The 14,765-nt window shown below is 59.9% G+C and carries 12 protein-coding genes and 2 pseudogenes; 10 read left to right on the top strand and 4 right to left on the bottom strand.

Features of this window, described 5'->3' with window-relative positions; all coding sequences use genetic code 11:
* Positions 1 to 288: 288 nt before the first annotated feature.
* From CR917_RS04000 to CR917_RS03985, 4 genes and pseudogenes are all read left to right on the top strand, one after another.
* On the top strand, positions 289 to 768 hold the full coding sequence (locus tag CR917_RS04000; RefSeq protein ID WP_104573140.1) for a very short patch repair endonuclease: 480 nt from the start codon (positions 289 to 291) through the stop codon (positions 766 to 768).
* A 549-nt stretch (positions 769 to 1,317) separates the two neighbouring features.
* Complete coding sequence (locus CR917_RS03995) at positions 1,318 to 1,701, top strand: nucleotide pyrophosphohydrolase (protein WP_104571917.1); 384 nt, start codon at positions 1,318 to 1,320, stop codon at positions 1,699 to 1,701.
* 24 nt (positions 1,702 to 1,725) lie between these two features.
* A pseudogene (locus tag CR917_RS03990) lies at positions 1,726 to 3,595 on the top strand (DNA/RNA helicase domain-containing protein).
* A 420-nt stretch (positions 3,596 to 4,015) separates the two neighbouring features.
* A complete protein-coding gene (locus CR917_RS03985) occupies positions 4,016 to 5,053 on the top strand; it encodes an ABC transporter substrate-binding protein (protein ID WP_043863846.1) in 1,038 nt (345 codons plus the stop codon).
* A gap of 63 nt (positions 5,054 to 5,116) precedes the next feature.
* Here the strand turns inward: CR917_RS03985 and CR917_RS03980 are convergent, their stop codons facing one another.
* Positions 5,117 to 5,731 (bottom strand): helix-turn-helix domain-containing protein, encoded by a 615-nt coding sequence (locus tag CR917_RS03980; RefSeq protein ID WP_104571916.1) that lies wholly within the window; start codon positions 5,729 to 5,731, stop codon positions 5,117 to 5,119.
* A gap of 181 nt (positions 5,732 to 5,912) precedes the next feature.
* Here CR917_RS03980 and CR917_RS03975 point away from each other — a divergent pair, with 181 nt between their 5' ends.
* The 4 genes from CR917_RS03975 to CR917_RS03960 all read left to right on the top strand — a co-directional run bounded on the left by CR917_RS03975 (position 5,913) and on the right by CR917_RS03960 (position 11,365).
* The gene (locus CR917_RS03975) at positions 5,913 to 7,049 is read left to right on the top strand and encodes an FAD-binding oxidoreductase (RefSeq protein WP_104571915.1); all 1,137 of its coding nucleotides are present in this window, start codon (positions 5,913 to 5,915) and stop codon (positions 7,047 to 7,049) included.
* A gap of 28 nt (positions 7,050 to 7,077) precedes the next feature.
* Complete coding sequence (locus CR917_RS03970; protein WP_104571914.1) at positions 7,078 to 7,458, top strand: RidA family protein; 381 nt, start codon at positions 7,078 to 7,080, stop codon at positions 7,456 to 7,458.
* A gap of 96 nt (positions 7,459 to 7,554) precedes the next feature.
* On the top strand, positions 7,555 to 8,610 hold the full coding sequence (locus CR917_RS03965) for a membrane protein (protein WP_043863850.1): 1,056 nt from the start codon (positions 7,555 to 7,557) through the stop codon (positions 8,608 to 8,610).
* A 463-nt stretch (positions 8,611 to 9,073) separates the two neighbouring features.
* A complete protein-coding gene (locus CR917_RS03960) occupies positions 9,074 to 11,365 on the top strand; it encodes an autotransporter outer membrane beta-barrel domain-containing protein (RefSeq protein ID WP_104571913.1) in 2,292 nt (763 codons plus the stop codon).
* An 82-nt stretch (positions 11,366 to 11,447) separates the two neighbouring features.
* Here CR917_RS03960 and CR917_RS03955 read toward each other — a convergent pair whose 3' ends face one another.
* The 3 genes and pseudogenes from CR917_RS03955 to CR917_RS03945 form a co-directional block, all read right to left on the bottom strand.
* Complete coding sequence (locus CR917_RS03955; protein WP_104571912.1) at positions 11,448 to 11,789, bottom strand: type II toxin-antitoxin system HicB family antitoxin; 342 nt, start codon at positions 11,787 to 11,789, stop codon at positions 11,448 to 11,450.
* Positions 11,789 to 11,933 (bottom strand): annotated as a pseudogene (locus CR917_RS27600) (type II toxin-antitoxin system HicA family toxin); the annotation flags it as partial. The pseudogene CR917_RS27600 and the gene CR917_RS03955, both read right to left, overlap by 1 nt.
* Positions 11,934 to 12,104: 171 nt before the next feature.
* Positions 12,105 to 13,115, bottom strand: a complete 1,011-nt coding sequence (locus tag CR917_RS03945; protein WP_054916363.1) for an NAD(P)-dependent alcohol dehydrogenase — start codon at positions 13,113 to 13,115, stop codon at positions 12,105 to 12,107.
* A gap of 141 nt (positions 13,116 to 13,256) precedes the next feature.
* Between CR917_RS03945 and CR917_RS03940 the strand changes: the two genes are divergently transcribed.
* Both CR917_RS03940 and CR917_RS03935 read left to right on the top strand, forming a co-directional pair.
* Positions 13,257 to 13,757 (top strand): sigma-70 family RNA polymerase sigma factor, encoded by a 501-nt coding sequence (locus tag CR917_RS03940; RefSeq protein WP_104571911.1) that lies wholly within the window; start codon positions 13,257 to 13,259, stop codon positions 13,755 to 13,757.
* A 1-nt stretch (position 13,758) separates the two neighbouring features.
* Positions 13,759 to 14,706, top strand: a complete 948-nt coding sequence (locus CR917_RS03935; RefSeq protein ID WP_104571910.1) for a FecR domain-containing protein — start codon at positions 13,759 to 13,761, stop codon at positions 14,704 to 14,706.
* Positions 14,707 to 14,765: the final 59 nt, after the last annotated feature.

Genomic DNA, 14,765 nt, shown 5'->3' with positions numbered 1-14,765 from the left:
GTAATGAAAATGCCGCGAGGTGTCGCCTGCGCAGGCTGGGGGAATCTTCATAGCCTGCCAGCCCCAACCAGCGAAGAATGCCCTTAACCTCAAGGTTCACGGGCAACGGGGTCCGTCTCGACCTAAGCGACGATCTCTAGTCGTTTACCATTGCCTGATGAGACAACTCCTTCACGGAGCCCTACAGACCTGCGAAGAAATCCAAGATTCAAATTGGCTCACGAAGCGGAAAAGTTTTTCCAGGGAGGTATCCTGAGACAGGGACAAGATGATTTTTTTGGGGGGGGCATGGACATAGTCAGCAGAGAAGTCAGGTCTCGAATGATGGCGGGCATCCGCGGTAGCGATACATCGCCGGAAATGAAGGTCAGGAAGCTGCTTCATCGACAAGGCTTCAGGTATCGCTTGCATCAGCGAAATCTTCCCGGCAGACCCGATCTCGTACTCGCTCGTCATCGTGTCTGCATCTTTGTTCATGGCTGCTTCTGGCACAGGCATCCGAGCTGCAGATACGCCACGAAACCAAAGACCCGTGAGGACTTTTGGCAGACGAAATTCGATCAAAATGTGAAGCGTGATATCAGAAACCGAGATGAACTGCTGAGGTCAGGCTGGCGAGTGATCGAGCTCTGGGAGTGCGGAATACGCGGACCAGAAGCGGGGATGAACTGGCTTCTTGAAACGATCCCGGACTGCACTCAAAAGTACGTCTCTTGGCCCAATTACTCCGACCCGTTCGGTCCCATGGATCAGCCTACAGCAAGCTGAGCTTAGTCACCTTGCAGCAGTCAATTTCCAAACCCTCCAAAAGATTATGCGAATCAGTCTGGCGGGGGTGGCGCGTTACGATCAAAAGCAACTTTTCAACAGCCATGTCTAATTTTTTCACGACCATTTTCTTGATGAATTCGATCCCGAATCATTGATGGGGCGGAGCTCAAAATACACCGTCCATCAGAATCCAGAGCACCCAGCGTTCCAACTGGTATTCCAAGTAAACTGACCAAACAATTTTTTACTAACCAAAACAGATAGATACCAACCAGTTTCAGATTACCCCGGCCCACCAAATGATCAAAAAAAGACGTCCACGGACGTCTTTTTTTGTGCCTGCGATTCAGTAAGTACGCCAGCAATTTTGCAGAGCTCTGAGATTTTTGAGCTACAGCTTCGCCGGAACTGACAAGCAAACAATGCGGCCGGCAAAGAATGTGTGAGAAGAAAAACAAAAAGCTGTGCAAGCGGCGAAAACTCTTACAATCTTCAGCCAGATTTCATACACATTTTTTGCCCTCCCGATACTCAAGAGATAGCCCCGTGCGTGACTCAGACAGCTCATCCGCGCCACTGGTTGACGTAGTGCAGCTTGCCGCATCCCTCCAGCGTTTCGCAGATGATCGCGACTGGCAGCAGTTCCACTCCCCAAAAAATCTCATCTTGGCGCTCACTGGCGAGGTAGGAGAGCTGTGCGAGATTTTCCAATGGATGAGTGATACCGATTCGCTCTCTGTAGCCAAGGACCCCGAAATCGGATCAGCCGTAAAAGACGAATTGGCGGACGTACTGATGTATCTGGTCCGTTTGAGTAGCGTGCTCGGCATCGACCTCAACGAGGCGGTGACAAGGAAACTCGCCTCGAACGGCCAGAAGTATCCCGTGGATAAAGCCAGAAGCAGCAGCAAAAAGTACGACCGACTCTGAACAACTCGAATCTAAGGACACCCCGTGATCGTTTACGCTGCGACCAAACAGCAATTTCTAAAAGACAACGATAACGATGATATCGAGGAGGTGATCCTCAGACACTACAAGGAAGCTACCGGCAAGAACGTTGGCAGTTCGGAAATCAGGTCGTGGCAAGGATCGCTTACGTACATGGCCAAGGTCCTTAGAGATGAAGGCTTGCCTAACGACGCAGGCTTGGCCATCGAATTGCACATTCCGCAGTCGTCGAAACGGATCGATTTTCTACTCACCGGGCGCGACGAAAACCAAGCAAAAAAAGCTGTATTGATCGAGTTGAAGCAATGGAGCAAAGCCAACGCCACGACCAAGGACGCCATCGTCAAAACGGCGCTTGGTGCGCGGCCTCGTTGAAACTATTCACCCGTCCTATCAAGTATGGTCATATGCAGCGCTGCACGAAGGCTTCAACGAGGCTGTGTACGACAAAAGCATCGAGACCCGTCCCTGTGCCTACCTTCATAACTACGTCAGCGACGGCATCATAGACTCAGCGCACTACGAGCCTCATATCAGCAAAGCTCCACTGTTTCTGAAAGGCCCTGAAGAGCTCAGCAAGCTGCGAAGCTTTCTGAAAGCTCACATTGCTCACGGCGACAACAAAGAGGTCCTTTACGAACTGTCCGATGGAAAAATACGCCCGTCAAAAGCGCTAGCCGAAGCCCTGAGCGGACTGATGAAAGGCAATCCTGAGTTCGTATTGATTGATGATCAGAAGGCAGTTTTCGAGTCGGTGCTCGCAGCGGCAAGCGAGGCATCGGGGGAGACGCCAAAGGTGCTGATCATCGAAGGGGGACCCGGCACTGGGAAAACTGTGCTAGCTATCAATCTGCTGGTGAGGCTGACCGGATTGAAGCTGTTGAGCAAATACGTCTCCAAGAATGCTGCCCCCCGCAAGGTCTATGAAAGCAAACTGGTTGGCACCATCAAGCGCAGCCATTTCTCGAATTTCTTTTCAGGCTCTGGGGCATTCATCGACACTGAACCCAACACATTCGATGCGCTTATCGTGGACGAAGCTCACCGGCTGAATGAGAAAAGCGGGCTTTACGGAAACCTTGGGGAGAACCAGATCAAAGAGCTGATTGATTCAGCGAAATGCTCAATTTTCTTCATTGATGAAGACCAGCGTGTAACCTTGAACGATATCGGCAGCAAGCAGGCGATACGCTCCTTTGCAAAAGCCAAGGGCGCTGTGGTCGAAGAACACGTGCTGTCTTCGCAGTTTCGCTGCAGTGGTTCTGACGGTTACCTGGCATGGTTGGATGACACGCTAGGCATTCGCTCGACGGCAAATCCGACGCTTGAGACTCAAGAGTACGAGTTTAAGGTGTTCGACTCACCCCAGGCGATGCATGAAGCAATCAACGAGAAAAATCACGGAAACAAAGCTCGTGTGGTCGCGGGATATTGTTGGCCCTGGCTGAGCAAGAAAGACTCCACCGCTGCCGATATCGTTATTGGTGACTACAAACGCCAATGGAACCTGGACCAGGATGGCAGTCTATGGATCATCGCTGAAAACTCCATCGAACAGGTTGGCTGCATCCATACCTGCCAAGGTTTGGAGGTCGACTACATTGGGGTGATCATCGGGCCAGATCTTGTCGTACGTGACGGTAAGGTAGTGACATCTCCGGATGAGCGCGACAAGCACGATAAATCGATTCGCGGCTGGAAAAAAATGATGAAAGAGCGACCTATCCTAGCGAAAAATGAAACAGATCTGATCATCAAGAATACATACCGAACGTTGATGACCCGCGGGATGAAGGGTTGCTACCTTTACTGCACCGACAAAGAGACTGCGCGGTACTTCGAGAGTCGGCTTTGCCAGCACAGTAATCATTGAAGGTATCGATTGCTAGGAGCCCCTGTACCTGCGAGTCTTTTTTCAAACTTTTGCGGCCCACAAAAGATAGAAAAAAGACGTCTGCAGGCTTTCTTGGATGCCTGAAGTTCAGTAAATACAGAAGCGCCATCGCTGAAAAACCGAAGACAAACTACACCCCCTCCTCCCCCATAGTTTAGTAAACCCCAATCCAAGAATCGAAAAAGTCAGCTTTTACCCTCCTTACCCTCATGAAACCTTAGGGCACCACAAAACCACCTTAGGAGAACACTGCGCTGCGTGGCGAGCCTTGCTGTTGGCTGTGCGGTTTGCCCTGCAGCGCATGGAACGAGAACCGGATGTCTCTCGTCTGGGAGGACCGATTGATCCCGGTGTCTCGAGTGATGTGCAATCACCCTTGAACAGTAGGAGATAACAATAATGATCAAAGCTCTGAAATTCGCAGCACTCGCAACGGGGATAGTCACTGCCAGCCACGGCCTCGCGGCCGACCTCACCATCGTCTCCTTCGGTGGCGCCAACAAGGAGGCCCAGGTAAAGGCCTTCTACAAGCCCTGGCAACAAGCCCGGGGCAGCAAGATCATTTCCGGCGAGTACAACGGCGAAATGGCCAAGGTCAAGGCCATGGTCGATACCCGCAGCGTGTCCTGGGATGCTGTGGAGGTGGAGTCCGCCGAGCTTGCCCGGGGCTGTGAAGAGGGCATGTTCGAGACGCTGGACCCAGCTCAGATCGGCCTCGATACCAAGCATTTCGTTCCCGGCGCCATCCAGCCCTGCGGCATAGGGTTCCTGGTGTACTCGACGGTGCTGGCCTACAACACCAGCAAGCTGAAGCAAGCCCCCACCGGCTGGAAGGATTTCTGGGATGTGGAGAAATTCCCGGGCAAGCGCGGCTTGCGCAAGCTGGCCAAGTCGACTCTGGAGTTCGCCCTGATCGCCGACGGGGTAGCGCACGCTGACGTCTACACGCTGCTGGCCACCAAGGCAGGCCAGGACCGCGCCTTCGCCAAGCTGGATGAGATCAAGCCGCATATCCAGTGGTGGGAAGCCGGTGCCCAGCCACCTCAGTATCTCGCCGCGGGGGATGTGGTGATGAGCTCGGTGTACAACGGCCGCCTCTCGGCCAAGCAGAAGAAAAAGTACGACCTGGACATCGTCTGGTCCGGCGGCCTCTACGAGTTCGATTCCTGGGCTATCCCGCGGGGCGCTTCACGCCAGGAGAAAACCCGCGAGTTCATTGCCTTCACGCTCGACCCCGCGCAACAGAAAAGCTTCGCCGAACATATCGACTACGGCGCCGCCAACCTGCAGGCCATGCAACTGCTCGACAAGGACCGCATCGCCGAACTGCCCACCGCGCCAGCGAACCTTTCCCAGCAGGTGCCGGTAGACCCCCTGTTCTGGGCCGACCATGGCGAACAACTGGAGCAACGCTTCAACGCCTGGGCGTCGCGCTAACCCCCTGAACGGCCAGCCATGGGGCACTCACCCCATGGCTTTCGGAATCTGCCGAGCACAAGGTCAGACCTCCGTCATTACCACCATCACCTCGGCGTCACTCCCCGCCTCGCCTTCAGCCAGGTAGATGTGCCCGATCGCGCTGTTGAAATACACCGTCTCCCGGCAACCAACGCTGACGGATTCACCCGTTTCGAACTGAATGCGCACACGGCCCGAAAGCACCACGGCAAACTCCTGCCCGGGGTGGCGAATGTAGTCTTCGAACTGGCTCATCTCACGCGCGCAGATACGGGCATACATCGGCGTCATGTTGCGCCCGGGAAAATCCCCCGCCATCGGGTGGTACTCGTAGTTGCCCGTGCTGTAACCCGCCGCCGTATCGATGGCCGTGCTCACCACCGTGGGCTGTACCGCCCCCACGCTCACCTTGGCCGGGCTGAACAGCTGGGCGATGTCCACACCCAATGCCCGCGCTGCCGCCGCCAGCTTCTCGTAACTCACCGATACCTGCGCCAGCTCCATCTTCGACAGGGTCGACAACGCCACGCCTGAACGCTCGGACAATTGCTTGAGCGTGAGCTTCTGGTTCTTGCGTATGACACGAAGACGGGCACCCACCTGGGTGCGATCTATCAAGGGGTGGGCCGGGGAACGCGAGACTGGATCGGAGCTCATGCAAACTTCTCTGCCATACGGAAACAATGCCTTGGGCCAAGCCGGGCAAGGGCCAAAAATAATACCTCAAGGTAATAGGTTGACTGGAAAATTCTCATATCTTACATTTCTCGTATCTGAGAATTACAAGAACAGCGGCGAAGACATTGCTTCTCCCACTCGGAACAGGAGGCACCTCGGTATGCACGACAGCGAATGTTTCGATTTCGCCATCATTGGCGGCGGTATAGCGGGGGCCTCTCTGGCCTATCGCCTGGCTGGGCAAGCCAGGGTCGTGGTGCTCGAGCGCGAGAGCCAGCCGGGCTATCACGCCACCGGCCGCTCCGCAGCCATGTTCATGGAAAGTTACGGAACACCGCAGATCCAGGCCTTGACCCGCGCCAGCCGCACTTTCTATGAGCAACCGCCCGCTGATTTCACCGAGCATGCGCTGCTGGAGACTCGCGGTTGCCTGTATGTCGCAGGCCAGGGGCAACAGGCTCTGCTGGAACAGACCTTCGCTGTCGGTGCAGCACAGGCTGGCAATGTGTCGTTGATCGATACCGAGCATGCGCTCGCGTTGGTGCCGTGCCTGAACCCGGAAGCAATGGTTGGCGCGATGCTCGAAACCGACGCCCGCGATCTGGACGTGCATGCACTGCACCAGGGCTTCTTGCGCGCCATGCGCCGTGCCGGTGGTGTGCTGCAATGCGATGCGCAACTGAGCGTCGCCACACGCGAAGGCGGTCACTGGCACCTGACCCTGGCCGACGGTCGCCAGTTGCGCGCGCGCACGCTGGTGAATGCCGCAGGCGCCTGGGCTGATGAGGTTGCGCAGCAGTGCGGCGTGAAGCCCATCGGCTTGCAGCCCTGCCGACGCACAGCCTTTACCTTCGACGGCCCCCAGGGCATGGATTTCTCGCGCTGGCCCACGGTGATCGGCATCGACGAAAGCTTCTACTTCAAGCCCGATGCCGGCCAGTTGCTGGGCTCCCCGGCCAACGCCGACCCCGTGCCGCCTCATGACGTGATGCCTGAAGAGCTGGACATCGCCACCGGCATCTACCACATCGAGGCCGCCACCTCCCTGACCATCCGCCGCCCGCGTCACAGTTGGGCCGGCCTGCGCTCGTTCGTCGCCGATGGCGACCTGGTGGTCGGCTGGGACAATCACCGCGAAGGCTTCTTCTGGCTCGCGGCACAGGGCGGCTATGGCATCCAGTCTGCGGCCGGCGTGTCGCAACTGGCCTGCGCACAGTTGCTCGATCAGCCGCTGCCCCAAACACTGCTTCATCAAGGTGTCGAGCCACAGCGCCTGGCACCTGCCCGCTTGCGTTAATCACTCATCACCCACGAGGTTCAATGCCATGTCCGAACAACTGCAGCGTTACCCCAGCCATCTGCCCTACCCGTTCTCCAAGGCCATCCGTGTCGGCGATTTCCTGTTTCTCTCGGGGCAGGTACCAATGGACCCACAGGGCAACGTGGTGCTCGGGGATATCCGCGAGCAAACCGAGGCGGTCATGAGCCGTATCGGCGAAACCCTGACCGAGTGCGGTGCGGGGTTCGATCAGGTGGTCAAGGCCACGGTCTGGCTGACCGACATGCAACATTTCGCCGGTTTCAACGAGGTGTACAAGCGCTATTTCGACAATGGCTTTCCGGTGCGCTCCACGGTCGGCGGCAGCCAGCTGGCACTGGGGGTCGACGTAGAGATCGAAGTCCAGGCCTGGGTCGGCGCCCGCTAGCACACCCTTCCCGCCTGCCACTGCGATGCCCCGGCATGGCCACGGAAAGTGGCCCGCCCCATAAGCCCTAACAACAATAATTCGAGGGAAATCGTCATGAAAGAGAGCCTGAAAATAGCCGGCGCGTTCGTCGGTGTGATTGTCGGCGCCGGGTTCGCTTCCGGTCGGGAACTGCTGCTGATGTTCGTCGATTTCGGCGTATGGGGATTGCTAGGGGCAGTGGTCAGCGCCTCACTGTTCATCTTTCTCGGCATGGCATTGGCAGGCATGGGCAGCCGCCTGCGGGCTAGCTCCCATAAAGACGTGGTGAACGCCCTGTGCGGACGCTACCTGGGCGCCTTCGTCGACCTGATGATCACCTTTTTCATGTTTGCGGTGACCGTGGTCATGCTGGCCGGTGGCGGTGCCCTGCTGGAGCAGCAGTTCGGCATCCCGGCCCTGTTCGGCAGCCTGGCGGTAACCGTGATCGTGGTCGCCATCGTGTGCCTGGATGTGCAGAAGGTGATTGGCATGATCGGCGCCGCCACCCCGCTGTTGATTCTCACGGCAGTAGCGGTGGCCCTGTATGGTGTGGCCACCCGAGGCCTGAGTTTCGGCGAGCTCGATCAACTGGCCAGCCAGCAGGACGCCGGCGCCAGCCATTGGCTGCTGGGGGCACTGTTGTACGTGTCCTACAACATCGTGGCCGGGGTGCCCTTTCTGTCGATCATGGGCGGCACCGCAAAGACCGAGAAGCACGCCATCTGGGGTGGCATCTTCGGCGGCGCGTTGCTGGGGGTGCTGATGCTGGTGATGAGCCTGGGGCTGTTGTCGCGCCTGGACAGCGTGGCCGACCTGCCCATGCCCATGCTGTCCATCGCCACCGAGATTTCACCGGTGCTTGGCCTGGTGATGGCCGTGGTCATTTTCCTGATGATCCTCAACACCGCCGTTGGCACCCTGTACTCCTTTTCGGCGCGATTGCTGCCAGCGGGCACCCGCACGTTCCGCATCGGCTCGGCGGCCGCCGGCGCCCTGGCGTTCGTTGGCAGCCTGGTCGGGTTCGTCAGCCTGGTGGGTCAGGTCTACCCGCTGTTCGGCTACCTGGGCTTCCTTCTGATTGGCGCGGTCGTGCTTGGCTGGCTACGCGTCGGCCGCCTGGCCCAGGCTTGAGCAATGCACAGTGACGCGCTGATCGGGCGCGTCACAAATTGCATCGAACCTGCCCTCTCGAAATCCAATGCCAGGCCGATATGCTTGGCAAGCGAACTAGCAGCCCGCACCAGCTGATCTCTGCCGCCAAAGTCGTTTACGGCCAGCAGCGCATCAACATCAGCTTCGCCTGATTGCGGTTGCAAGACGTCCTGGCCTTCGCCAGGACGACACCGGTCGACCCCACACGATCGATTAAATTCCCGCCAATCTGCCTGTTTTCCCTACAGATGCAGGCTGATTCACATTTTTTCCGTGAAAAGCAGCCTAACCGGCTTTTGCTGCTGAATTGTCCTACAACCATCCTGTACAGTACCCAGCGCTTGATTCAGCACTCACTGACAAGCCGGCAGGGATGGCCGATACAGACGCAGCATGCGCTGGTTGTCCCGCGTCGGTTTCCGACCCTGGAAGGGACACCCTCTTGAATACTGCATCGCTGCGCCGCTCACTGCTGGCGCTTTCCATTGCCGCTGCTACAGCCACGGCCAATGCCTCTCCCGCTATCGACTTGAATCACGACCTCAGCTCCGGTGCCTACAGCAATAACGGCGATACCTTCAGCAGCGCTACCTTCAGCGGCACATCGCAGAACGCCGGCGTCGAGCTGATCGATGTCACCGTGCTGGGCAACCTGACCAACAGCGGCGCGATCAACCTCAGCGCGGCGAGTGCCACCGATATTCCCTCGGCCATTTCCCTCACCCTTGATTCCAGCATCGGCGGCAACCTGGTCAACCAGGGCAGCATCAACGTGACCGGCGAAGGCGCCATGGGCCTGGACCTGTACCTGGCCAAGATTGCCGGTGATGTGATCAACAGCGGCAGCATTGCCGTGACGGGCCAGAACGCCAACGGCATGATGATCACCTCCACCCAGTCGAGCATCATCAACAGCGGCACCATCACCGCGCGTGGCGCCGACTCGGCCGGTATCGAAGTCGAGAATGCCGTCTTCAGCGGGTCCATCACCCCGCCCTACAAAAGCAACATCAACAACAGCGGCACCATTTCGGCAGATGGCATCGGCATCCATCTGGTCAACCTGAGCGGCAGCAACCTCTTTTCCATCACCCAGACCGCCGGCCTGCTCGAAGGCGGCATTGCGGCGATTCTGGCCGAAGACAGCAACGCGCAGTCGTACTTCTACTGGTCCGGCGGCCAGGTAAAAGGTGATCTGCTGGGGCTGAGTGGCGTGCTGGTCAAAGGCGACGTGGCTTTCGACGGTTCGACCATCCGTGCCGGCTACGTGGACATCGACGGTGGCACCCTGACCCTGCTGGCACCGCACACCACGCTGGACGGCGATCTCGACCTCGACAGCGACACCGCACGCCTGCGTCTGCTGCTGGATAACACGACCCTGCCCGATTCACCGATTCTCAAGGTGACCGGCAACACCTACTTCTCCGCAGGTAGCCAGATCGAGCTGCAAGCCCGCTCCGACGACTTCCGCACCCCGGCCCAGGGCACCCGCTACACCCTGCTGAACTCCGGCACCTGGGAAGAGGCGCAGAACCTGTCGGTGGTCTCGTCCTCGGCGCTGCTCGAAGTGAAAAACTTCGGCATCGAGGGCCAGGATGTGAAGGCGCTGGTCGCAACCCGCAGCGATGAAGCGATCGAGCAGACCCTGCTCGGCGCCCGTGCCTCGCGCAATGCGGTCAATGCAATACAACCGTTCAAGAACGCCGTGATGGGCCAGCTCAGCGAAAGCGATCCGGTATTCCAGGCCTTCGCCAACGCCAGCAGCGATGCGCAACTGGCCAGTCTCGCCGAAACCCTGACCCCGGATGTCAGCCGCGGCGTGATCAATGCCGCCACCAGCAGTCAGACCCTGGTGGGCAACGCCGTCACCCGCCGCTCCAGCAATGCCCGCAACGGCCTGTCGTCCGGTGAAGGCCTGTCGGGCACTGGCGTATGGGTACAGGCACTGTCCAGCGATGCCGATCAGGATCGTCGCCACGGTATCGACGGTTACGATGCCAACACCAACGGCATCGCCGTGGGCGCCGACGGCAAGCTCGACCCCGATACCACCGTGGGCCTGGCGTACAGCTACCTGACCAGCGACGTCAAATCCGACAGGGGCAACAAGACCGATGTCAGCGGCCATGCCCTGACCCTGTACGGCAACTGGACCCACGACAACTACTTCGTCGACGCTTCGGTGATGTACGGCTGGAACGACAACGAGTCCAAACGCTACATCGCCGGCAGCCGCGCCAAGGCCGACTACGACAGCGAGATCTTCGGCGTCAACGCGCTGGCCGGCTACACCTTCCAGCTCGACCGCCAGGTAGTGCTCGAGCCGCAGATCGGCGCGCGCTACGCCAATGTCTCGATCGACTCGTACCGTGAAAAAGGCAGCTCGGCGGCGCTCAACGTCGGCAGCCAGCGTTACGAAATCGGCGAGATGGGCCTGGGCGCACGCCTGGCAGCCGCCTTCGACCTGGGCGTGGGTAGCCTGGAGCCGGAAGCCAAGCTGATGGCCTGGCATGACTTCATCGGCGACAAGGCCGGCACCACCTCCACCTTCGTGCTGGGTGGCACGCCATTCACCACCCGCGGCGCCACCCCGGCCCGCGACAGCTACGAGCTGGGCCTGGGCGCAACCTACCGCGTCGGTGCCTGGAGCGTGGGCGGGTCGTACAACTACCTGACCAGCAGCGGCTTCGATGCCGACACCTTCACCGCCAACGTGCGCTACGACTTCTGACCTCAACCGCCAGACACGACAAAGCCCGCCAGAAGCGGGCTTTGTCGTGGCGCGTATTCAGGCGCGCTGCAAGCGTATCGTACTACTCATGGTGACTCAGGTAGGCGGTCAATGCCCGGCGCGTCAGGTCGTTGAGCGAAATACTCTGCTGGTTGGCAACCACACTGGCGGCCAAATGCAGGTCATGGCCAACCCTCACATTGAATGAGCCTTTACATGGGGTTTCGGGAGCCTGATGCAAGGTTGCACATGTGTGTAGATAGTCATCCACGGCCTCGCGAAATGCCGCGTCCAACTGTGCCACAGTCTCTCCTTCATAGCTCACCAGAGCCCTGATGAACTGCACCTTGCCGTATAGACAGTTGTCTTCTGGGCTGGCTTCAATGGAGCCGTGATACCCCCTGTAATGCAACAGTGTGCCCATCAAATCAACCCTCCGGCTTTCAAATGTTCAATCCTGGCATCTGATGTAAGCCTTCAGCTCGTTGCCGGGATGTGGCTTATGCAAGTTGATCATCGCCAGCGGATTCCCGTTATCGAACTTCACTCGGCTTCCGTTACCGTTGATCACTCAGGCGCGCCAGGAAACCCCAGATGAACCGCTGTGAACAGCAGCCTCACAGTGGTCAAGACACCTCTCATCCCAATTGAGGAAACTGCCTACCCGCCTTACCTGATTTCCTCGAGTCAGACACGACAAAGCCCGCCAGAAGCGGGCTTTGTCGTGTCGGGGCGTGCCTCAGATATCCAGCACGATCTTGCCGAAATGCTGGTTGGTTTCCTGATAGCGGAACGCATCGGCGATCTGCTCCAGGCCAAAGTGCTTGTCGATCACCGGGCGAAGGCCGTTGGCGTCGATGGCGCGCACCATGGCCTGCTGCTGGGCACGGCTACCTACCAGTACCCCCTGCAGGCGCAACTGGCGCACCAGCGCCTGCACCAGCGGCAACTGCCCCGCCACGCCGGTGAGGATACCGATCAACGAGATGTGCCCGCCAATGCGCGCGGCAATCATCGATTGCTCCAGCGTGGCCGGGCCGCCCACTTCGATCACATGGTCCACACCACGATTGTGGGTCAGGCTGCGCACCTGCTCGCCCCAGGCCGGGGTGGTGCGGTAGTTGATCAGGTGGTCGGCGCCCAGGGCCTTGAGGCGTTCGAGCTTGGCGTCGCTGGAGGAGGTGGCGATCACCGTGGCACCCGCCAGCTTGGCGAACTGCAAGGCGAAGATCGATACCCCACCGGTGCCCTGCACCAGCACCGTGTCGCCTGGCTTGAGTGCGTCGTCGGCCATCAGTGCACGCCAGGCGGTCAAGCCCGCAGTGGTCAGCGTGGCCGCTTCGGCGTGGCTCCAACCTTTGGGCGCATGGGTAAACGAAGTGGCACGGCCCGTCACCTGCTCGCGGGCATAGCCGTCGATGCCATCGCCCGGCACCGTGGCAAAGCCTTCGATCAGCGGCGCGCCATCCAGCCAGTCGGGGAAGAAGGTGCTGACCACCGCATCACCGACAGCGAACTCGCTGACCCCGGCGCCCACGGCCACCACTTCACCGGCACCATCGGCCATCGGAATGCGCGGTTCGGCAGGCCCCCACATGCCGCTGACCACGGCAAAGTCGTGGTAGTTGAGCGAGTTGGCACGCAGGCGCACGGTGATCTCGCCCGCCTGCGGCGCCGGCGCTTCGCACGTGCCCACCTGCACCTTGTCATATCCGCCGCCGGGTTGAACGTAAATGGCCTTGTGGCTCATGGGAAGCGCCTCGCTCGTGTCTGTAAAGGGTCAACCAGTCTTCGCCCGTGCCTGACGCAGGTCAAGCACCAGCACTTGCACAATCCGCCGGCAAACCACAATAATGCGACTAATTATCAATTACTCAGTATCCTCCGCGCCATGCCCGCACCCGATCACGCTGCCCTGCACGCGCTCTACAGCGAACACAACGGTTGGTTGAAAAGCTGGCTGCGCGCGCGCCTGGGCAACGCCAGCGATGCCGCAGACCTTGCCCAGGACACCTTCATCCGGGTGCTGACCGCACGCAATGCCCAGACCATTCGTGAACCGCGCAGCTACCTGGGCGCCATCGCCCATGCGCTGATGGTCGACAAGTTTCGCCGCAAGGCCCTGGAACAGGCCTACCTCGCCGAACTGGCCACCCGCCCGGAGCGCGTCGTCGAGTCGCCCGAAACGCGCCTGCTGATTCTCGAAACCCTGGTGGCCGTCGATACCCTGCTCGACGGCATGGGCGAACGCACCCGGCAGATCTTCCTGGCGGTGCAGCTCGAGGGCCTGAGCTACGTGGCCACCGCCGAGCGCATGGGCGTGTCGGTGACCACGGTGAAAAAACACATGATCCGCGCCCTGACCCACTGCCTGCTGCTGACGGACGACTGACATGGCCCAGCCCCTGGACTACTCAACCCTGGAGGCGGCGGCCAGCTGGTACGTCAAGCTCAATGCCGCGCCGCCCAGCGAGGCCCAGGTGCAGGCCTGGCAGGACTGGCTGGGCAAGAGCCAGGCCCATGCCCAGGCCTGGGCGCGGGTGGAAAAACTGCAGCGCCAGCTTGGCCGCCTGCCCGCCGACGTGGCCCTGCCGACCCTGGCCGGTGTACGCGCACGACGCCGCGCCGTGCTCAAGACCCTGGCCCTGCTGATGGGCGTGGGCATCACCGGCTGGGCCGTGCGCGAAAGCAACACGGGCCGCGAGCTGATGGCCGGGCTGCGTACCGGCAAGGGCCAGCGCCGCCACGTGACACTGGCCGATGGCAGTCAACTGGAACTCAACACCGACACCGCGCTGGATATCGAATTCGACGGCCAGCAGCGCCTGCTGCGCCTGTACAGCGGCGAAATCATGGTGCAAACCGCCGCCGACGCCGCTGGCCGGCCCTTCCTGGTGCAAACCCCGGAAGGCCGCATCCGCGCCCTGGGCACCCGTTTCAGCGTGCACAGCGAGGGCGGCCTGAGCCGGGTCAGCGTACTGGAGCACGCCGTGGAGATCCGCCCCGCCGATCAGCCCGGGCAAGTGCTGCGCCTGGACAGCGGGCAAAGCGTGAGCTTCGACGCGCATCAGCTCGGAGCGGTCGGTAGCGCGGCCCCCGGCACAGGTGCCTGGACCGACGGCATGCTGACCGTGATCGAGTGGCGCCTGGCCGACTTCATCAGCGAGCTGCGCCGCTACCGTCCCGGCCTGCTGCGCTGCGATGAGCGTATTGCCGACCTGCGCCTGTCCGGCGCCTTTCGCATTGACGATACCGACACCGTCCTGCAGAACCTGGGCACCTCGCTGCCGGTCAAGGTGCGCTACCTCACGCGGTACTGGGTGAGCGTCGAGCCGGTCTGAAAAAACATCGAAAACCGGGTTGCCGATTTTCATTCTCATTCGGCTACGCAGTTAAAGCG

The sequence above is a fragment of the Pseudomonas sp. BRM28 genome (assembly GCF_002939405.1).
In the GTDB taxonomy this organism is placed as follows: domain Bacteria; phylum Pseudomonadota; class Gammaproteobacteria; order Pseudomonadales; family Pseudomonadaceae; genus Aquipseudomonas; species Aquipseudomonas palmensis.
Note: the sequence above shows the minus strand (reverse complement) of the source record. Positions and strands in the feature narration are given on the sequence as shown.